This is a genomic window from Pseudoxanthomonas spadix, from assembly GCF_003703395.1.
Lineage (GTDB): Bacteria > Pseudomonadota > Gammaproteobacteria > Xanthomonadales > Xanthomonadaceae > Pseudoxanthomonas_A > Pseudoxanthomonas_A spadix.
This window is the reverse complement of the sequence record NZ_RDQN01000009.1, coordinates 38,768-58,813: the sequence shown is the minus strand read 5'-3', so window position 1 is coordinate 58,813 and position 20,046 is coordinate 38,768. Positions and strand designations below refer to the sequence as shown.

Sequence of the window (20,046 nt, the reverse complement as noted above, 5' to 3'; positions counted from 1 at the left end):
TTGCGCCAGGCCCTGCCCGGCGCCCACGGTCCGATCGCCCGGCCTGCGCGGCCGGCTCAGAGTGCTGTGCGGAGTTCTGGTCGAGCGTGGACATTGCGACTGCGCTCATCCCGGTGTTAGTCCCCGCGCTGTGATTGCAGTGGCGACAGCGCGTACCGGCTCTGGTCGCCAAGGGCATCTGCACGCCCCTGCCCCTGTTCGCGCTGGTGCCGGCTGGCGGCAGGCGCGCCTCGGCCGCTGGTCCTGGCTGGGGCGGCGGCCCTCGCCGGCATCGCCGTGGATGACGCAGGGGGCGCAGCGGGCTGGCTGAGCCATCGGGTCGTGGCCGGCCGCGTGGCTGATCAATCGGTCATGGACGCGTCACCGGCGAAACCTAAGGTCGCCGTACCCCACGCAGCGGAAAGCTTCCAATGGCCCCCTCCCCCCTACACGCCCGAAGCCTGGCGATGCTGCTTGCTGCCGGAAGCCTGGCCCTGCCCGAAGCGATGGCCCAGCAGTCCACTGCCGGCCAGCAAATGCAGGAAGAACCCGCCAGCACGCCCACCGAGCTCGACACGGTGATCGTCACCGGCCAGCGCCAGGCGCAGCGGGAAGCGATCCAGACCAAGCGCGAGACCTTCGCAGTCAGCGACGTGGTGGCCTCGGACGACATCGGCAAGCTGCCCGACCACAATACCGCCGCAGCATTGCAGCGGGTCCCCGGCGTGGCGGTATGGGAAGACCAGGGCGAGCCGCGCGAACCGATCATCCGCGGCCTCACCTCCACCTACAACCGGACCACGATCGACGGCGCGCTGGTGTCCTCGGTGTCCGAGGAGGGTCGCAACGTGCCACTGGACATCGTGCCCTCGGTGATGGCCGACCGGATCGAAGTCATCAAGACCGTCACCCCCGATCAAGACGCCAACGCCATCGGCGGCATCATCAACATCGTCACCCGCAGCGCGTTTTCCACCGGCCAGCCGTTCCTGGATGCGACCGGCTCGCTGGGCTTTGCCGAACAGCATGGCGATGTGCGCAACGACAAGCAGCCGTACCGGGTCAATTTCGCCGCCGGCCGGCTGTTTGGCGCCGACGACCAGTTCGGCATCGTGGTCAGTGCCTCGGACGAACAGCTCGATTACGACATCCCGCAGGTCGAATCGGCCAGCCCGTCGGTGCGCGAATACACCGCCGCCGGCGCCCCGGTGGATTCGGGCAGTGCGCTCGGCAATGGCATCCAGGTGCCGACCCAGCGCCGGCTGTTCTGGTACAACAACACCAAGAACCGCAGCGGCCTCAATGCCAAGCTGGAATGGCGTCCAAACCCGGACTTCAGGTGGGACACCTCGGCCGCCTACAACACCATGGAAGACGACGAGGAACGCATCGAAAACCGGCTGGAGCCGATCGGCAACGTCGCCAACCAGACCGCCACCAGCGGCGATTTCGCCAGCGGCCGGCAGTTCATCCAGTTGAACCTGCCCGACACCGAGCGCAGCATCTGGCTGGGCCGCAGCGCGGTGGAGTGGACGGCCGCCGAGCGGCTGAAGGTCAGCGGCGATGTGATCTATTCGCGCGCCGAACTGGACCAGACCACGACCGCGATCGAATTCCGCACCCCCACCGGCACGCGTGCCAGGGACTTCGGTTTCAGCTACGACACCTCGGACTTCTATCCGATCTTCACCCCCTATGACCAGGCCGCCGCGCGCGACCCGGCCAACTACAGGTTCCAGCAGTACCGCGATACCCAGTTGGACAGCATCGAGGAGAGCCAGCAGGCGCGCCTGGACCTGGAATACGACAACGGCGGCCTGGAGAACTTTTTCAAGTTGAAGTTCGGCGGGGTGGCGCGTTTCACCGACCGCGAACTGGACCAGGACCGGATCACCTACAGCACCAGGAGCGGGTTCAACTGGACCCTGGACAGCGTCAGCCGGGCCGGGCCGGACAAGCTGATCAAGGGGCGCTACCTCTTGTCGCCGCGGATCGACTACCGGGCCGCGAATGACTTCCTCAACGCCAACATCGGCAATTTCAACGCCGCGCTGGACAACATCGGCTCGGACTTCACGGTCAGCGAGGACGTCTACGCCGGCTACGGCCAGGCCACGATCAAGCGCGGCCCGTTCACCGTGATTGCCGGCATGCGCTACGAGCGCACCGAGGTGGACACCGATTCCACCCGCGCTTCAGATGACGTCTATCTGCCGGTCAGTGACTCGGGCTCCTACCACAACTGGCTGCCGGGCCTGCACCTGCGCTATGACGCGACCGACAACCTGGTGCTGCGCGCGGCCTGGACCAATACCATCGGCCGCCCGGACTTCGCCGACATCACCGCCAATTCGTCGATCAACTTCGACGGCAGCGTGGCCGTGCTGACCCGCGGCAACCCCTCCCTGAAGCCGCGCGAGAGCGAGGGCTTCGACCTGTCGCTGGAGTACTACCTCGACGAAGGCCTGGTCGCGCTGGGCCTGTTCCGCAAACGCATCGACAACGAGATCTTCACCCTGACCTCGAACGTGGAAATGGACCTGGGCATCGGCCGCGGGGTGGAAATGGTCCAAGTGCAGCAGCCAATGAACGCGCAGTCGGCGAAGATCACCGGCGCGGAGGTGGCCTGGCAGCAGACCCTGAGCTTCCTGCCGGCGCCGTTCGACGGACTGGGCTTCAACCTCAACGCCACCTTCCTGGACACCGAGTTTGCCTTCATCACCAGCGCCGGGCTGCGCGAGACCGGCCTGTACATGCAGCCGGACGTGATCACCAACGCCGCGCTGTTCTACCAGTACGGCCCGGTCGAGTTCCGCGTCTCCCACAACTACCTGGGCGGGTTCCTGGAGACCATCAACGACACCATTCCCAATGCCGACCAGTACTGGAAGGGCCGCCACACCTACGACGCCAGCGTGGACTGGCAGCTCAGCGATCGTCTGACTGTGTTCGTGCAGGGCCAGAACCTGTCAGACACCGGCCGCCGCGAGGTGACCGGCCCGGGCAAGCAATATCTGCAGGAATCGGCCGACTATGGCCGCACCTACTGGGTCGGCCTGTCCGGCCATTTCTGAGGAGACCACGATGCCTTCAGCACTGGCACTGGCCGCCGCACTGGCCGCGGCAACCGCTCTTGGCTCCGGCCCGGCCGCCCCTGCTGGGCCCGTGCAGGGGCCGGCGCAAGCGCTGGCCGATGCGCCGGCGCGCAGCGCCACCGCCTTGCGCCGCTATCCGGCGCCGCAGGCACGGCAGGGCGTGGCGGTCGGCGCCCAGTTCCTCTACGCGGTGTCCAATCACGAAATCGTCAAGTACGACAAGCACAGCGGCGAGCGTCTGGGCCAGTGGCGCGGCGACCCGCAGCGCTTCCCGCACATCAACTCCTGCGCGCTGATCGCCGCCGAACTGGTCTGCGCCAGTTCCAATTATCCGGCCACGCCGCACTGGAGTTCGGTGGAGTTCTTCGATCCTGACACGCTGGACCACCTGCGCAGCGTGTCGCTGGGGCTGGGCACCGGCTCGCTGACCTGGGTCGATCGCAAGGACGGTGCCTGGTGGGCGCTGTTTGCCAACTACGACGGGCGCGGCGGCGAGGCGCCGCGCGATCACCGGCACACGCTGTTGGTGCGCCTGGACGAGGCCTGGCGTCGCACCGAGAGCTGGGCGTTTCCGGCTTCGGTGCTGGAGCGGATCGCGCCGTCGAGCATCTCCGGCGGCGGCTGGGGGCCGGATGGACGCCTGTACGCCACCGGACACGACCGGCCGGAACTGTACGTGCTGGCGCTGCCGCGCGAAGGCGGCGCGGTGCTCGACCACCTGGACACCCTCGGCATCGCGGTGGAGGGGCAAGCGATCGATTGGGACGAGAGTGAACCGGGCATGCTGTACGGGATCAGCCGCCGCGAACGCCAGATCGTGTCGATGCGGGTGCCGGCCGGCACACCCTGAAGAAAACATTGCGACGCGGCTGGCCCGCATCGGTGGCCAATGGCTCTGCCGCTGGCTTGTGCAGCTCGCGCGCGCGCAGCCCGGCACGCCCCTGCCCGGCCCCGATCGTGTGCCCGAACCGAGCCTGGTCGTTGCGGAGTTGGTTGCCGGTGCCAGCGCTCGAGGTTGAGCAGCCGGGCGCAAGCCGGCGACCGCGCGCGCCTGCTACGCTTTGCGCATGGGTTACGAACGTTTCGATGTGCCGGCAGTGCGGCCGCCGGGCCGGCTGGCGCTGTACTGGAAGCTGGTTCGCGGCGACAGGCCGATCGGCGTGTTGCTGCTGCTGTGGCCGACCTGGTGGGGGCTGTGGCTGGCTGCCGGCGGGGTGCCGCCGTGGTGGACCCTGTTGGTGTTCACCGCAGGGGTCTGGCTGACCCGTTCGGCCGGCTGCGTGATCAACGACTACGCCGACCGCTGGCTGGACCCCAAGGTCGAGCGCACCCGGGAGCGGCCGCTGGCAACCGGGCAGGTCAGCGGGCGCGAAGCGCTGTGGGTGTTCGTGCTGCTGATGCTCGCCGCCCTGGCCCTGGTGATGACGATGAACCGGCTGACCATCGGCCTGAGCGTGATCGCCGCGTTCCTGGCCGCCAGCTACCCCTACCTGAAGCGCTACACCTACCTGCCGCAGGTCTACCTGGGAATGGCGTTCGGCTTCGGCATTCCGATGGCCTTCGCTGCGGTCCAGGGCCAGGTGCCGACCCTGGCCTGGCTGTTGTATTCGGCCAACATCCTGTGGGCCACCGCCTACGACACCTGGTATGCGATGGTCGACCGCGAAGACGACATCCGCGCCGGCGCCAAGTCCACTGCGATTTTGTTCGGCGACCTGGACCTGGTCATCCAGGGTCTGCTGTACGCGCTGACCTTTGCCACCTTGCTGCTGGTCGGACGCCAGGCCGGTCTGGGCACGTATTACTGGGCCGGGCTGGGTGTGGGCGTGTGCCTGGTGGTCTACGAGTTCGTGCTCTGCCGCAAGCGCGAGCGCGGGCCGTGCTTGCGCGCGTTCCTGCACAACAACTGGGTCGGCGCGGCGGTGTTCGCCGGCGTCGCCGCCGACCTGTGGCTGGGCTGAGCTCAGACCGCGGTGCGCCCGAACTTGCGCAGCTTCACCCCGGCCACGATCTGGATCACGCCGTAGATCAACGCGCCGATGCCCACCCACAGCGTGGCCACCATCGCACCTGCCAGCGGCGCGATGGCGAACAGCACGCCCAGCACCACCGACAGCACGCCGGACAGCGCGATCAGCCACTCCCCGCGTATCAGCCGGCGCACGCGCACGGCGAACACGATCCGGTAGATGCCGGCCACCATCATCCAGGCGGCCAGCAGGATCGCCAGCGCCCCGGCGGTGGACAACGGGTCGATCACCGCCAGCACCCCAAACGCCAGCGAGGCCAGCGCGTACAGCACCGTCCAGCCCTTGGACAGGCCGGTATCGCGGGTGAACAGCGCCACCAGCGTGGCAATGCCTTCGGCGATGGCCAGGATGCCGAAGGCCCAGACCAGACCTGCGGTCGCCGCCACGGGCCGGGCCACCGCCAGCACCCCGAACAGCACTGCCAGCACGCCATAGAGGACCAGCAGCCACCAGGCGCGGCCCAGGCCATTGAGCGGGAAAGGCGTCATGGGAACTCCTTTGGATTGGCTGGAGGGGTGCGGCAGCACAAGCAGCGGCCTGGCGGGACAGCACGGCCGAGCCTAGCGCATCCCGGATCACGCCAGGGTGGGCGGCGCGACCGGCTTGGACCAAGGTGGGGCAGACGCTGACCCAGGTCCGGCCGAGAATGCAGGCTGGCGCAGGAAGGGGCAGGGCGATGGCAAGCGATCCGGGACTGGGACGACAAGGGGTGATGGCGCGCGCGGCGCTGCGTTCGGCAGCCTGGGCGGAGCGATGGTTCCCCGATGCCTATGTGTTCGCGGTGCTGGGCGTGGTCATCGTGGCGGTCGCGGCGATGCTGGCCGGAGCCAGCCCCAAGGCCACGGCCGAGGCCTTCGGCGGCGGCTTCTGGAGCCTGATCCCCTTCACCATGCAGATGGCCTTCGTGGTCATCGGCGGCTATGCGGTGGCGACCGCGCCGATCGTGGCGCGCCTGATCGATCAGCTGGCCAGGGTGCCACGCAGCGGGCGCGGGGCGATCGTGTATGTCGCCCTGGTGAGCATGCTGGCTTCGCTGCTCAGCTGGGGGTTTTCGCTGGTGTTCGGCGGCCTGCTGGTGCGCGCGCTGGCCCGTCGCAGCGATCTGAAGATGGATTACCGGGCCGCCGGCGCCGCGGCCTATCTGGGCCTGGGCGCGGTCTGGGCGATGGGCCTGAGCTCCTCGGCCGCGCAGCTGCAGGCCAATCCGGCCTCGATGCCGCCGGGCCTGGTGGAAATCACCGGCGTGCTGCCGTTCACCGAGACGATCTTCCTGTGGCAGTCGATCGTGCTCACCGCGGTGCTGATTCTGGTCTCGCTGCTGATCTGCTGGCTGACCGCGCCCACCGGCAGCTCGGCGCGGACGGTCGAGGCATTCGAAGAAGCCGTGGCCAGCGAAGCCAGGCCCGAACTGCCACCGCGCACCCGTCCGGGCGAGTGGCTGGAATACAGCCCGCTGCTGACCGTGCTGCTCTCCTTGCTGGCCTTTGGCTGGCTGGCGAGCGAGTTCGCCGCCAAGCCGGTGATCACCGCCATCGCCAACCTCAACACCTACAACTTCCTGTTCCTGGCGCTGGGCCTGCTGCTGCACTGGCGGCCACGCAGCTTCCTCAACGCCGTGGCACGCGCGGTGCCCAGCACGACCGGGGTGCTGATCCAGTTTCCGCTGTACGGCGCCATCGCGATGATCCTGACCGGCGCAAAGGGTGCCGATGGCGACAGCCTGGCCCATCACCTGTCGCAGCTTTTCGTGCGGGTGGCCACCCAGGACAGCTTTCCTGCGGTGATGGGGGCGTACTCGGCGATCCTGGGGTTCTTCGTGCCTTCCGGCGGTGGCAAGTGGCTGGTCGAGGCACCGTACGTGATGCAGGCGGCCAACGAACTGCACGCGCACCTGGGCTGGGCGGTGCAGGTCTACAACGCCGCCGAGGCCCTGCCGAACCTGATCAATCCGTTCTGGATGCTGCCGCTGCTGGGCGTGCTGGGGCTGAAGGCGCGCGACATCGTCGGCTTCACCTTCATCCAGCTGCTGGTCCACATCCCGCTGGTGATCGGCCTGCTGTGGCTGCTCGGCCTGACCCTGGCGTACGTGCCGCCGGTGATGCCGGCGCCTGCAGGTTGAGGCAACTGCAGGGACGGCCGCCCATCAAGGCGCCCTTGCGCAGACCCAGGCGTCGACGCGTTTCACCCCGGCGCGCAACAGGGCGCGGGCAGCGGCGTGGGCGGTGGCGCCAGTGGTCATCACGTCATCCAGCACCGCGACATGGTCAGGCAGCGCTGTGGGCGAGGAGACGGCGAAGGCGCCACGCAGGTTGCGCCGGCGCGCCGCCGCATCCAGCTCGGACTGGGGCGCGGTGTCGCGCCGGCGATGCAGCACCTCGGACAGGACCGGCAGGCCGAGCGCGCGGCCGACCGGCCGGGCCAGTTCCAGCGCCTGGTCGTAGCCCCGGGTGCGCAGGCGCGCCGGATGCAACGGGACCGGGACCAGCGCAGCCGGACGTTCGGCCTGGACCAGGCCCTGGGCCATCAGTTCGGCCAGCAGCCGGCCGGCGGCCAGGTCCTGGTGGAACTTGAAGCGCGGCACCAGCCGGTCCAGCGCGAATCCATAGACGAACACCGCACAGGTGGCCGCGACCGGCGGCGGCCGCTGCAGGCAGGCACCGCACAGTGCGGCATGGGCCAGCGGCAGGGCGCAGCGCGGGCAGGCGGTGTGGTTCCAGGGCAGGGCGGCGGTACAGGCGGCGCACAGGTCCTGGCCGTGAACGCCGGCTTCGCCGCAGACCAGGCAGCGCGGCGCCAGCAGCACCCGGCCGGCCTGTCGCAGCCAGCGCTCGACCCGTTTGGCATCCATGCGCGCGCGTCCCTGTTCGAAACGCACCGACTTTAACCCGCGCCCGCCCGCCGGGTGTAGCTGCGGACACGCGGCAGCAAAGCGCCGGCCAATCGGTCATCACCACCGATGTCGCGTGGATTACGCTAGCCCGCTCAGCCCGCCACTGCACAGGACGTCCCATGGCCCGCCCCGATCTGCACGACCGCATCGCGTCGCTGCGCAAATTGCGCGTGGCCCAGGACCGGGTCCGGGTGCGCCGCATCGTCAGCCGCCGCGACGGCGTGCGGGTGGAAGTGGACGGGCGCTGGCTGGTGGAATGCTGCAGCAACGACTACCTGGGCCTGGCCCAGCAGTTCCAGGTGACCACCGCGCTGCAGGACGCGGCCGCGCGCGACGGCGTCGGCGCCGGCGCCTCGCCCCTGGTCAGCGGCCACCATGCCGCGCACGCGGCACTGGAACACGAACTGGCCGACTGGCTGCAGGCGCCGGCCGCGCTGCTGTTCGGCAGCCGGTTCCTGGCCAACCTGGCCGTGCAGCAGGCGCTGCTGGGCGAAGAAAGCGACGCCTGCGTGCAGGACCGGCTCAACCACGCCAGCCTGCTCGACGCCGCGCGTCTGGCCGGTTGCCGCCTGCGCCGCTATCCGCACGGCGATGCCGAGGGCGCCATCCGCCAGCTGCGCAACGTGCCCGACGGTGCGGCGATGCTGGCCACCGACGGGGTGTTCGGCATGGACGGCGATGTCGCCCCGCTGCGCGCGCTGGCGCTGGTGGCGCGGGTCCAGCAGGCGCTGCTGTACGTGGACGACGCACATGGGGTCGGCGTGCGCGGGCCCAACGGCCGCGGCAGCGTGCCCGAGGCCCGGCTGGGCGTGGAGGAAGTCCCTCTGCAGCTGGTCAGCCTGGGCAAGGCGCTGGGCGGCTACGGCGCGGCGGTGATCGGCGATGCCGCCCTGATCCAGCATCTGGCCGAGACCGCGCGTCCCTACCTCCAGACCACCGCGCTGCCGCCGGCCCTGGCCGCGGCCAGCAGCGAGGCCCTGCGCCAGGCGCGCCGCGACGACTGGCGCCGCGACAAGCTCGCCGGCCTGATCGAGCGCTTTCGCACCCGCGCCACCGTCGCCGGGCTGGACCTGCTGCCCTCGGACACCCCGATCCAGCCAGTGCTGTGCGGCGCCGATGCGCAGGCGCTGGCCTGGTCGGCCGCGCTGGAGGAATCCGGCTACTGGGTGCCGGCGATCCGCCCGCCGACCGTGCCCGAAGGCAAGGCGCGCCTGCGGGTGACCCTCTCGGCGCTGCATTCCCCCCAACAGGTCGACGGCCTGGTCGATGCCCTGGTGCGTGCCCGCGCGCCGCAGTCGCTGGCGGTGAGCGTGGCCTGAAGCAGCTCGCCACCGGGAACCGGGTCGAGGCGAGGCCGGCGCCGTGCCTGGCAATCATTGCGCCCTGCCTGGCCCAGCGTCCGGCCCATCGGCTCGTCGCGCCGCGCGCAATGGCGGACAATGGCGCCATGCCGATGTTCGACAGCCGCCAGATCCGCCGCGCGTTCTCGCGCTCGGCCACGACCTACGCCGATGCCGCGGTGCTCCATCACGAGGTGGAAAAGCGCCTGCTCGAATCGCTGGACTATCTGGGCCAGCGCGTGCCGCAGGTGGTGCTGGACGTGGGCAGCGGCCCGGCCACGGCCGCCGCGCAGATGCGCAAGCGCTGGCCCAGGGCGCAGGTGATCGCGCTGGACCTGGCCCTGCCGATGCTGCGCCAGGCCCGCAAGCAGGCCGGCTGGTGGAAGCCGTTCGCGCGGGTGGCCGCCGATGCGCGCGCGCTGCCGCTGGCCGAGCACAGCGCCGACGTGCTGTTCTGCAACCTGTGCCTGCCATGGCTGGAAGACCTGCCGGCGGTGTTCGCCGGCTTCCGCCGGGTGCTCAAGCCCGACGGGCTGCTGCTGTGCTCGACCTTCGGCCCGCAGACGCTGATCGAACTGCGCCAGGCCTTCGCCGCCGACCCGGCGCCACACGTGAGCCCGTTCGCGCCGATCGCCCAGTTTGGCGATGCCCTGATGCGGTCCGGCTTCCGCGATCCGGTGCTGGACCGCGACCAGTTCACCCTGACCTATCCCGACCTGCCGGCACTGATGGCCGAGCTGCGCGCGATCGGTGCCACCAACGCGCTGTCCATGCGCCGCGCCTCGCTCACCGGCCGCAGCCGCTTTGCCGACGCCGCGCAGGCGTATGAACCCCTGCGCACGGCCGAAGGCCGCCTGCCCAGCACCTGGGAAGTCCTCTACGCCCACGCCTGGGCTCCACAGGCCGGCACGCCCATTCGCAAAGACGGCCACGACGTGGCCGCCGTGCCGCTGTCGCGCATCCCGATCCGGCGCCGCTCGACTCCGGCCTGAATCGGCGGGCCGCTTTTCGTAGACGCTGCCGAAGTCCAGCACCGGATCGGTGGCGCGGTGGGCGGTTCCGTCGATCTTCATGGGCACCCGGTGAACGGCGTCAAGGGGCCGCTGGCGCACGACGCCCGGACCTTCCTGCTGCGTGCCAGGGCGGATCAGACTGCTTCCAGGAACAGGTCGCGGTGGAAGAAGTACAGCTCCTGCAGGAAGAAGCGCCAGCGCGTGCTGAAGGTGCGGAAGCGGCTGGTCGGGGTGGCCGAGGCCAGCGCATCGATGCCTTCCTTGCGGGCCAGGCGCATGGCCCGGGCCATGTGCAGCGGGTCGCTGACGATGATCGCCCGGTGCAGGCTGTTGGCCTGCATCAGCATGGCGGCCTGCTGCAGGTTCTGACGGGTGGTGCGCGAGACGGTCTCGATCAGGATCGCCCTGACCGGCACGCCAGCCTTGAGCGCGTAGCGCCGGCCGACCTGGGATTCGGCAAAGCGCGCGCCGGTCCCGCCGAAGCCGCCGGTGAACAGCATCCTGGGCGCCAGGCCGCGCTGGTACAGCTCAACACCGTGGCGCAGGCGTTCTTCGAATACCGGCGAGGGCCGCGCGTCGTAGGCGGCCGCCCCCAGCACGATGATCACGTCGGCCGGCGCGGCCTGGTCGCGCTGGCCGATCCAGACGATGTAGGCCGAAACGCCAGCCAGCCACAGCAGCACCAGCCAGCCCAGCCGCCAGCACCATCCCCACCGGCCGCGGCGCCGCCGGGCCGGTTTCATGCCGCCATCCAGGGCAGCGCGTCAAGGTCGACATTGCCGCCGGACAGCACGATGCCCACGCGCTTGCCGGCAAAGTCCCGTGGTCGCGCCAGCACCAGCGCCAGGGCGATGGCCGAGGAAGGTTCCACGGTCTGCTTGGTCACCTGCCACAACAGGCGCATCGCGGCCAGCGTGCCGGCATCGGATACCGTTCCCACGCGCGCGCCATGCCGGCGCAGCAGCTCGAAGTTGGGCGCACCCAAGGTGCCGCGCAAACCGTCGCAGCGCGTGTCCGGGATGAAGTCCAACTGCAGGCGGCCGGCGGCCAGCGAGCGCGCCGCATCGGCCGCGCCTTCCGGTTCGGCGCACCACAGCGCGGCCTGCGCGGCGTTGGCGCGCACCGACAGCGCCGTGCCCGAGGCCAGGCCGCCGCCACCGATCGGCGTGACCACCGCATCCAGCGGGCCGGCGGCGGCCAGCAGTTCCAGCGCAGCCGTGCCCTGGCCGGCGATCACGTGGAAGTCGGTGTAGGGATGGACCAGGGTCGCCCCGGTCTGCGCCTGGACCTGGGCACACAGCGTCTCGCGCGCGGCAATGGTTGGCGCGCACCGGTGTACGAGCGCGCCGTAGCGCCGGATCGAAGCCAGCTTGGCTTCGACCGCGCCTTCGGGCACCACCACGTGACAGGCGATGCCGCGGCTGCGCGCGGCCAGCGCCAGCGCGGCGCCATGGTTGCCGGAGGAATGGGTGACCACACCGGCCGCGGCCTGGTGTTCATCCAGCGCCCAGACCGCATTGCAGGCGCCGCGGAACTTGAACGCGCCGCTGCGCTGCAGGTGCTCACCCTTGAAGAACAGCCTCGCCCCGCTCAGCGCATCGAGCGTGGTGGAGGTCAGCACGGGGGTCAGGCGCGCGTGGGGCGCGATCCGGGCGGCGGCGTCGAGGACGTCGTCGAAACAGGGAAGGGCGGACGGCATGGCCCAAGACTACCCGATGGTCTTCGGCTCCGGCGTACCCCAGGGCCGCGGCACACGGGCCATTCCCGGCAGGAATTAATCACCGGTTCAATGCCCGGCGCCCAGGCTGGCATCCATACAGCGGTGCGGACCGGGGGGTCCACCATGAAACGTCTCCTGTTTTCCGCCATTGCCCTGGCGGGGCTGGGCGGCTGCGCGACCTATGATCAGGTCAGTGGCGGCGCAGCCGGTGGCTACTACAGCGGCAGTCCCAGCTACCGGTATTCCTATCCGGGCGGCTATTACGGCGGCTACGGCGGTGCCTACCGCTATGGATACGGCGGATATGGCGCCGGCTACGGTGGCTATGGATATTGGCCCGGCTTCTACGGGTATTACAGCCGTCCCTCCTATGTGATCCATCCGCCGGCGCGGCGGCGTGATCATCACGACGGCCATGATGACCACCGCCATGGCCAGCGTCCGCCGCCGGTTGCCGATGGCGGGAATCGTGGCGATCGGCCAGCGACCGGGGGCCCGCGCCCGTGGCGTCCCGCTGAAGGTCACCAGCGCCCACCGTCCATGCGCGATGAGCACCGCGCACGTGCCCAATCGCCCAACCGCCAGCGCTCGCCGAACGGCCGACCGATGCCGCCCCCTGTCGAAGGCGAAATGCCGCAGTCACCACCAATGCCTGCTGGATCGGCCGGCCCGGCGCAGTCGCGCCCGGCGCCGCCGTCTTTGCCAAGGAAGTCTCACTTCCGCACTCGGCCGATCAGTCACGAGCGCTGAACCCTTGCGTGTGCCGTGCGCTCCATTCAAGCTAGCGCTGGTTGACCGGTTGCGTCGTTTTATGACGTAACCCGGGTATAAATGTTCAAAGCGTCCATGCCGACGTCCGGTGGGGAAATCTGGATCCCCCCTGTTCCGGCCCTTGCCGGTCGTCGGCGCCCAAAAAACAACAACGCCCGGCATTGCCCGGGCGTTGTTGTTTGCTTCGTTGTTCCAAAGACCGATCCCACCGGATCTGGCCCGGAAAAAAATGGGGCCGGCAGTCCCCCGACTACCGGCCCCTGCATCCCCAACGTGCGCTAGCGGCTGGCCCCTGTTCCAATACCAGCCTTGGGCGCCCGAAGTCGCTTGCCACGATGGGTGCAGGATGTATGACGCAGAAGCCGTGCCAACTTTTCGCGTCCCGCCTCCAGTACCCGCTTCGCCTCAGGCCGAGGCATCGCGCCGCCTGATTTCGCCGCGCGTGGCGCCGCTAGGAGTCTGTCGGGCTTTGGCGGTCGAGGCGAAAATTCGTCTGCGCGAGGACAGATTTTCGCCGATTCGCCGCCCCATAGTGGTTATATGGGGCAAGAAGCGACGGAAAGATGGACCGCACAGGCGGATTCGCAGCCCGGCCGACCAAAGTCCGACAGGCTGCTAGGCCAGCGGCACCACCGGCATGAGAAAATCCGCGCCATGAGCACGTCCTTCCATTCCTACCAGGTCATCGTGATCGGCGGTGGCCACGCCGGCACCGAGGCTGCCCTGGCCTCGGCCCGCGCCGGCGCACGCACGCTGTTGCTGACCCACAACATCGAGACCATCGGCGCGATGAGCTGCAACCCGGCCATCGGCGGGATCGGCAAGGGCCATCTGGTCAAGGAAATCGACGCACTGGGCGGGGTAATGGCGCATGCGGCCGACCTGGCCGGGATCCAGTGGCGCACGCTCAATGCCTCCAAGGGGCCGGCGGTGCGGGCCACGCGCTGCCAGGCCGACCGCGCGCTGTACCGCAGCGCGATCCGGCGCATCGTCGAGTCACAGCCGAATCTGACCCTGTTCCAGGCCGCGGTCGAGGACCTGGTGATCGAGGCTGACGCAGTGCGCGGGGTTGTGACCCAGACCGGCCTGCGCTTCGACGCCCCGGCCGTGGTGCTGACCGCCGGGACCTTCCTGGCCGGCAAGATCCATATTGGCCAGACCCAGTACCCGGCCGGGCGCATGGGCGACCCGCCGGCGACCACCCTGGCCGCGCGCCTGCGCGAGCGTCCGTTCGCCATCGACCGGCTCAAGACCGGCACCCCGCCGCGCATCGACGGTCGCACCCTGGACTACGGGGTGATGGACGAGCAGCCTGGCGATGATCCGCTGCCGGTGATGTCGTTCATGGGCGATAGCGCCGAGCACCCGGCCCAGGTCAGCTGCTGGATCACCCACACCACCGAGCGCACCCACGCGATCATCCGCGCCGCGCTGCACCGCTCGCCGCTGTACAGCGGCCAGATCGAAGGCATCGGCCCGCGCTATTGCCCCTCGATCGAGGACAAGGTGGTGCGCTTTGCGGAAAAGGCCAGCCACCAGGTCTTCGTCGAGCCCGAGGGGCTGGACGTGGTCGAGATCTACCCCAACGGCATCTCCACCTCGCTGCCCTTCGATGTGCAGCTGGAGCTGGTGCGCTCGATCCGCGGCTTCGAGAATGCGCACATCACCCGGCCTGGCTATGCGATCGAATACGACTTCTTCGACCCGCGCGGGCTGAAGACCTCGCTGGAAACCAAGCAGGTGTCCGGGCTGTTCTTCGCCGGCCAGATCAACGGCACCACCGGCTACGAGGAGGCCGCCGCGCAGGGCCTGCTGGCCGGCGTCAACGCCGCGCGCCTGGTCCAGGAAAAGGACCCCTGGTCGCCGCGCCGCGACCAGGCCTACCTGGGCGTGCTGGTCGACGACCTGATCACCCACGGCACCACCGAGCCGTACCGCATGTTCACCAGCCGCGCCGAATACCGCCTGCAGCTGCGCGAGGACAACGCCGACGCGCGGCTGACGCCGATCGGCCGCGCCCTGGGCCTGGTCGACGATGCGCGCTGGTCGCGCTTTGCAGCCAAGCGCGAGGCGGTCGAAGGCGAGACTGCCCGCCTGCGCGGTCTGTGGGCCTCGCCGGGCAATGGCGTGGGTCGCGATCTGGAGGCCACCCTGGGCATCGCGGTCAGCCGCGAAACCAACGCCCTGGACCTGATCAAGCGCCCCGAGCTGGACTACGCCAGGTTGATGCAGGTGCCGGCGTTGGGCCCGGGCGTGGCCGATGCGCAGGTCGCCGAGCAGGTGGAGATCAGCGTCAAGTACGCCGGCTACCTGGACCGCCAGCGCACCGAGATCGACCGCCAGCAGCGCAACGAAGGCACGCCGATCCCGCCCGGCTTCGACTATGCCGGCGTGCGCGGCCTGTCGCTGGAAGTGCAGCAGAAACTCGGCCGGGTGCAGCCGCAGACCGTCGGCCAGGCCCAGCGCATCCCCGGCATGACCCCGGCGGCGATCTCGCTGCTGCTGGTCCATCTGGAGCGCGCGCGCCGCGGTGCGGTGGCCTGAGTTGTTCGCGCGGTCGTTGCCGGCGCCTGGTCGGCGGCCGCCGCACTGCCTGCGCCCAGACCGACGCGGCGTCCCGGTTTGGCCCAGCGCACCGGCCTAGAACAATTGGCCCTGTGGCGAAGGCGCGCGCGGCGCCACGAACCTGCTGCAGTCCAGCCTGGGCCCGCGATCGCGGTCGAACCCCAGGCGCTTGCAGGCCAGGGCAAAGCGCCGTTCCAGCAGGTCCGCGTACACACCCTGCCCGCGCATGCGCGTCCCGAAGGTGCTGTCGTAATCCTTGCCGCCGCGCAGCTGCTGCACGGTGCTCATCACGTGCGCGGCCCGCTGCGGCAGATGGGTCTGAAGCCAGTCGCGAAACAGCGGCGCCACTTCATGCGGCAGGCGCAGCAGCACATAGCCGGCCGAGCGCGCGCCGGCCTCACGCGCCGCTTCCAGCACGCCTTCCAGGTGCGCATCGTTCACCCAGGGAATGGCCGGGGCGAACATCACCCCGACCGGCACGCCGGCCGCGCTCAGGGCCTTCATCGCGCGCAGGCGGGCGTGCGGTGCCGAGGCGCGCGGTTCCAGTTTCGAAGACAGCGCGTTGTCCAGCGAGGTGATCGAAAACGCCACGTGCACCAGATTGTCAGCGGCCAGCGGTGCGAGCAGGTCCAGATCGCGCGTGACCAGCGCGTTCTTGGTGATCAGGGTGAAGGGATGGCGCGTCTGCGCAAACACCTCGATCAGCCGGCGGGTGAGCTGCAGCTTGCGTTCCAGCGGCTGGTAGGCATCGGTGTTGATGCCCAGCGCAATCGGGCTGACCTGGTAGCCAGGCCTGGCCAGCGCGCGCCGCAGCAGCGCCGGGGCATTGGTCTTGGCAAACAGCCGGGTCTCGAAATCCAGGCCCGGCGACAGCTCCAGGTAAGCGTGGGTGGGCCGGGCGAAGCAATAGGAACACCCGTGCTCGCAGCCGCGGTACGGATTGACCGACTGCGAGAACGGGATGTCCGGCGAGCGGTTGCGGCTGATGATGCTGCGCGCACGTTCCTCGGTGACCTGGGTGCGGGGCAGCAGGTCCAGCTCGCCATCGTGATCGCGTTGGTGCCAGCCATCGTCGGCCACTTCCGGCGTGGTCACGGCAAAGCGTCCCGGCAGCCAGCCGGTCGACCCGCGCCCTTTGATCGCCTCACCCATGCCTGCAAGCCTAGCGCCGGTGCGTCTCAGCGAACGCGACTGCCCTATGAGCCTGTCGGACTTTGGCCGGCCGGGCTGCAAATCCGGCTGTGCGGTCCATATTTCCGTCGCTTCTTGCCCCATAGAACCACTATGGGGCGGCGAATCGGCGAAAATCTGTTCTCGCGCAGCCGAATTTTCGCCTCGACCGCCAAAGCCCGACAGACGCCTAGAATCGGACCATGCTCGCCCTGCTCGCCACCGTGTGGCACGACATCGCACAGATCCCGCACCTCAAGTCCTATCTCACCGCGGCCTGGGTAGCCTATCTGCTGATCCTGTCCGGCTGGATCATCCTGCAGAAGCGCGAGCCGGTGGCCACGCTCGGCTGGGTGCTGTCGCTGGCAGTGCTGCCGTACGTGGGCTTTCTCATCTACTTCGCGCTGGGCCCGCAGAAGATCAAGCGCCAGCGCCTGCGACGCGACCGCTCGCGCGATGGCATGGATTCGCAGCAGGCCACCTGTCCGCCCAACGCACAATGCGCCGAGCTGGCGCTGCTGGGCCAGGCCGTGACCGGCCTGCCGCCCTCTTCGGCCACGCGCGTAGACCTGCTGGTCGACGGCGCGGCCACTTACGAGGCGCTGGTGGAGGCGATCGGCCAGGCGCGCAACCACGTGCACCTGGAGTACTACATCTTCGAGCCGGACCGCACCGGCACGCGCGTGCGCGATGCGCTGATCGAGCGGGCCAGGGCCGGCGTGCACGTGCGCCTGCTGCTGGACGCGGTCGGCGCCGGCAAGCTCAACCGCAAGTTCCTGGCACCGCTGCTGGAGGCTGGCTGTGAGCACTGCTGGTTCCACCCGACCCAGTTCCGCCCCTTCAGCCGGCCCTGGCTGAACCTGCGCACCCATCGCAAGATCGTGGTGATCGACGGCACGGTGGCCTTCGCCGGCGGCATCAACATCACCGACGAGGAAAACGAGACCCTGCGCCCGGACGCCTTCCGCGACCTGCACATGCGCCTGGAAGGCGACATCGTGCGCAGCCTGCAGCAGGTGTTCGTCGAGGACTGGTTGTACGCCAGCGGCCATCAACGCGAGAACTTCAGGGGCACGGCGCTGTGGGCGCCGGCGGCCGAGGCCGAACCGGGCCCGATCGCCGCGCAGGTGCTGACCTCCGGCCCGGATTCGGACTGGGAAGCCATCCACCGCCTGCAGGTGGGTGCGATCTACGAGGCCAGGCAGCGGGTGTGGCTGGTCACGCCGTACTTCGTCCCTGGCGAGGCGGCGATGATGGCGCTCACATCGGCCGCCCTGGCCGGGCTGGACGTGCGCCTGCTGGTGCCCAAGCAGAGCGATTCCCGGGTGGTGACCTACGCGGCGCGCTCGTACTTCGATGAGCTGCTGGCGGCCAGGGTCAAGGTCTACGAGTACGGCCCGCGCATGCTGCACACCAAGGCGTTGCTGTGCGACGACGCCCTGGCGGTGCTGGGCAGCGCCAACTTCGACCACCGCAGCTTCCGGCTGAATTTCGAGGTGGCCTTGCTGTTCCGCGAACCGACCTTCAACGCGCGCCTGTCACAGCTGCTGGAGGGCGAGTTCGCCAGCGCTGCGCGTGTGCAGGATGCGCGCAACCGCTCGCTGTGGCGCAACCGCTTGCCCGAGGCGCTGGCGCGGCTGGGCTCACCGCTGCTGTAGCGTGCCGGCGCAGGCGGATCGGTAGAATTCCCGTCCCCTCCCTTGCACCGAGCGCGTGTCATGTACTGGCTCTTCCTGCTGCTTTCCCTGGGCGCCATGGCGGTGGCCCTGCGCACCCCCTCGATGGCGCTGATGGCCGTCAGCCTGCTGGCCGCGCTGGGCCTGCTGATCGCCTGGGCGATGGGCTGGTATTGGGCCAGGGCCGGCAACCGCGATCGCAACGGCCGTGGCATGGTCGACCCGGTCGAGCTGCACCGCCTGCGCGAGCAGGCCCAGGCGCGCAAGGCCGCCCGGCAACCACAAGCCAGCGCCATGCCGCAGCAGCCGCGCGATGACGCCTGACCCAGTGCGCACCGCGCTCAGCGTCAACGTCAACAAGGTCGCCGTGCTGCGCAATTCGCGCGGCGGCGGCGAGCCAGACGTGGTCCGCGCCGCGCGCACCTGCCTGCGCGCCGGTGCCCACGGCATCACCGTGCATCCGCGCCCGGACCGGCGCCACATCACTGCCGAGGACGTGCTGGCGCTGGCCGGGCTGACTGCGCAGTTCCAGGTGGAATTGAACATCGAAGGCAATCCATTTGCACCGCCGCGCCAGGGCTATCCCGGCTTGCTGGCGCTGTGCGAACGGGCCCGCCCGGCCCAGGTCACGCTGGTGCCGGACAGCGATGGCCAGCTCACCTCCGACCATGGGTTCGACTTCACCGGGGACACCATCCAGCTGGGCCGGCTGGTCGCCCACTTCAAGGCGCTGGGCTGCAGGGTCAGCCTGTTCGTCGATGCCGGCTGCGTGGGCCTGGAGCGGGCTGCGGCCATGGGCGCCGACCGCATCGAGCTCTACACCGGCCCCTATGCGCAAGGCTGGGCCGCCGGCGCGCCCGACCCGGCCCTGGCCGCGTGCCGCGCCACCGCGCAGGAAGCTCAGCTGCTGGGCCTGCAGGTCAACGCCGGGCACGACCTCAGCCAGGACAACCTGGGCATGTTCCTGGCCGGGGTGCCGCAGGTGCAGGAGGTCTCCATCGGCCATGCGCTGATCAGCGAGGCCCTGTATGAAGGCCTGGAAACAACCGTGCGCCGCTATCTGGCGATCATCCAGGCGCTGAGCGCGTAGGTCCAGCGCAATAACCGGCGATGGCGATGCGCCCGGCGGTCGCCGCTTCGAGGTGCAGCCGTTGCGCCTGGGCAGCCCTGAGCACGGCCGCGGTCCGGGAGGGTTGAGATCGGCTCATGGCACACCGGCGTGGCCGGATTTTTCGCGCGTGGGAGCGGAGCACCCAGCGATGCAGGCGCGGTGCCGCGCCAGCTGCCGCGCTCGGTGGTTGCGGGTCCGGACATGCCCGTAGTGCCACCAAACAACAACGCCGCCCTAGCAGGCGGCGTTGTCTCTCATCCAATGCGGCGGATCGACTACTGCTGCATGAAACCGATCTTGAGCATCTGTGCGTTCTTCGCAGCGGCCAGCACACGGGCCATGGTTTCGTACTGCGAGTCCGGGTGGGCGTCGATGCGCAGCTGCGGCTGGTTGGTCGGGTCCTTCTGGACCTCGTTCTCCATCATGCCCTGCAGGGCGCTGACCGACACCGGGTTGTTGTTCCAGTACACCGTGTTGGAAGCGTCGATCCGCAGATCGATCGGTGGTGGCGGTTCCTGGGTGGGCGGCGGCGTCGTCGACCGCTGCGGAAGCGCCACATCGATCGGGTAGGTCATGATCGGCGCGGTCACGATGAAGATGATCAACAGCACCAGCATCACGTCGATCAACGGGGTCACGTTGATCTCGGACATGGCGCCCTTGCCACCACCACTACTAAAGGCCAT

At 69.4% G+C, this 20,046-nt stretch carries 17 protein-coding genes; 11 read left to right on the top strand and 6 right to left on the bottom strand.

Translation table 11 applies throughout. From position 1 onward, the window contains the following. The first annotated feature begins 446 nt into the window (after window positions 1-446). The 3 genes from D9R12_RS13300 to ubiA all read left to right on the top strand — a co-directional run bounded on the left by D9R12_RS13300 (window position 447) and on the right by ubiA (window position 5,035). Complete coding sequence (locus D9R12_RS13300) at window positions 447-3,053, top strand: TonB-dependent receptor (protein WP_014159054.1); 2,607 nt, start codon at window positions 447-449, stop codon at window positions 3,051-3,053. A 10-nt stretch (window positions 3,054-3,063) separates the two neighbouring features. Then, window positions 3,064-3,924: a hypothetical protein gene (locus tag D9R12_RS13295; protein WP_014159053.1), complete on the top strand. Its 861-nt coding sequence runs from the start codon at window positions 3,064-3,066 to the stop codon at window positions 3,922-3,924. A gap of 217 nt (window positions 3,925-4,141) precedes the next feature. Continuing rightward, window positions 4,142-5,035 carry a 4-hydroxybenzoate octaprenyltransferase gene (gene ubiA, locus D9R12_RS13290; RefSeq protein WP_122231144.1) on the top strand — a complete coding sequence of 298 codons (894 nt, stop codon included), beginning with the start codon at window positions 4,142-4,144 and terminating at the stop codon, window positions 5,033-5,035. 2 nt (window positions 5,036-5,037) lie between these two features. On the opposite strand, the gene D9R12_RS13285 is transcribed toward ubiA, so the two are convergent. After that, a complete protein-coding gene (locus tag D9R12_RS13285) occupies window positions 5,038-5,592 on the bottom strand; it encodes an HdeD family acid-resistance protein (RefSeq protein WP_014159051.1) in 555 nt (184 codons plus the stop codon). Between the two features lie 224 nt (window positions 5,593-5,816). On the opposite strand from D9R12_RS13285, the gene D9R12_RS13280 reads away from it, so the two are divergent. Continuing rightward, window positions 5,817-7,223 (top strand): short-chain fatty acid transporter, encoded by a 1,407-nt coding sequence (locus D9R12_RS13280; protein ID WP_122231142.1) that lies wholly within the window; start codon window positions 5,817-5,819, stop codon window positions 7,221-7,223. A 24-nt stretch (window positions 7,224-7,247) separates the two neighbouring features. On the opposite strand, the gene D9R12_RS13275 is transcribed toward D9R12_RS13280, so the two are convergent. Next, the gene (locus D9R12_RS13275; protein ID WP_122231140.1) at window positions 7,248-7,952 is read right to left on the bottom strand and encodes a ComF family protein; all 705 of its coding nucleotides are present in this window, start codon (window positions 7,950-7,952) and stop codon (window positions 7,248-7,250) included. A gap of 161 nt (window positions 7,953-8,113) precedes the next feature. Between D9R12_RS13275 and bioF the strand changes: the two genes are divergently transcribed. Together bioF and bioC are read left to right on the top strand one after the other, a co-directional pair. Next, a complete protein-coding gene (gene bioF, locus D9R12_RS13270) occupies window positions 8,114-9,313 on the top strand; it encodes an 8-amino-7-oxononanoate synthase (RefSeq protein ID WP_122231139.1) in 1,200 nt (399 codons plus the stop codon). A gap of 128 nt (window positions 9,314-9,441) precedes the next feature. Next, window positions 9,442-10,326: a malonyl-ACP O-methyltransferase BioC gene (gene bioC, locus D9R12_RS13265; protein ID WP_122231204.1), complete on the top strand. Its 885-nt coding sequence runs from the start codon at window positions 9,442-9,444 to the stop codon at window positions 10,324-10,326. 155 nt (window positions 10,327-10,481) lie between these two features. Here the strand turns inward: bioC and D9R12_RS13260 are convergent, their stop codons facing one another. Then, the gene (locus tag D9R12_RS13260) at window positions 10,482-11,090 is read right to left on the bottom strand and encodes a YdcF family protein (RefSeq protein ID WP_014159046.1); all 609 of its coding nucleotides are present in this window, start codon (window positions 11,088-11,090) and stop codon (window positions 10,482-10,484) included. After that, entirely contained in the window at window positions 11,087-12,046 is a 960-nt protein-coding gene (locus tag D9R12_RS13255) for a pyridoxal-phosphate dependent enzyme (RefSeq protein WP_122231137.1), read from the bottom strand. Before D9R12_RS13255 ends, D9R12_RS13260 begins: the two co-directional genes overlap by 4 nt. Before the next feature lie 144 nt (window positions 12,047-12,190). On the opposite strand from D9R12_RS13255, the gene D9R12_RS15660 reads away from it, so the two are divergent. Together D9R12_RS15660 and mnmG are read left to right on the top strand one after the other, a co-directional pair. Beyond that, complete coding sequence (locus D9R12_RS15660) at window positions 12,191-12,817, top strand: hypothetical protein (RefSeq protein ID WP_147475102.1); 627 nt, start codon at window positions 12,191-12,193, stop codon at window positions 12,815-12,817. A gap of 675 nt (window positions 12,818-13,492) precedes the next feature. Next, window positions 13,493-15,382 carry a tRNA uridine-5-carboxymethylaminomethyl(34) synthesis enzyme MnmG gene (gene mnmG, locus D9R12_RS13250; protein WP_122231135.1) on the top strand — a complete coding sequence of 630 codons (1,890 nt, stop codon included), beginning with the start codon at window positions 13,493-13,495 and terminating at the stop codon, window positions 15,380-15,382. Window positions 15,383-15,478: 96 nt separating this feature from the next. Here the strand turns inward: mnmG and D9R12_RS13245 are convergent, their stop codons facing one another. Further along, on the bottom strand, window positions 15,479-16,555 hold the full coding sequence (locus tag D9R12_RS13245) for a PA0069 family radical SAM protein (RefSeq protein WP_122231133.1): 1,077 nt from the start codon (window positions 16,553-16,555) through the stop codon (window positions 15,479-15,481). 221 nt (window positions 16,556-16,776) lie between these two features. Here D9R12_RS13245 and cls point away from each other — a divergent pair, with 221 nt between their 5' ends. From cls to D9R12_RS13230, 3 genes are read left to right on the top strand one after another with little or no spacing between them, the layout of a single operon-like run. Further along, window positions 16,777-18,231 carry a cardiolipin synthase gene (gene cls, locus D9R12_RS13240; protein WP_014159042.1) on the top strand — a complete coding sequence of 485 codons (1,455 nt, stop codon included), beginning with the start codon at window positions 16,777-16,779 and terminating at the stop codon, window positions 18,229-18,231. Between the two features lie 60 nt (window positions 18,232-18,291). Then, window positions 18,292-18,573 (top strand): hypothetical protein, encoded by a 282-nt coding sequence (locus D9R12_RS13235; RefSeq protein ID WP_014159041.1) that lies wholly within the window; start codon window positions 18,292-18,294, stop codon window positions 18,571-18,573. Then, window positions 18,563-19,339 carry a pyridoxine 5'-phosphate synthase gene (locus tag D9R12_RS13230; protein WP_043290233.1) on the top strand — a complete coding sequence of 259 codons (777 nt, stop codon included), beginning with the start codon at window positions 18,563-18,565 and terminating at the stop codon, window positions 19,337-19,339. The genes D9R12_RS13235 and D9R12_RS13230 overlap by 11 nt, the downstream gene beginning before the upstream one ends. A gap of 296 nt (window positions 19,340-19,635) precedes the next feature. Here D9R12_RS13230 and D9R12_RS13225 read toward each other — a convergent pair whose 3' ends face one another. Then, window positions 19,636-20,046, bottom strand: a complete 411-nt coding sequence (locus D9R12_RS13225; protein ID WP_014159039.1) for an ExbD/TolR family protein — start codon at window positions 20,044-20,046, stop codon at window positions 19,636-19,638.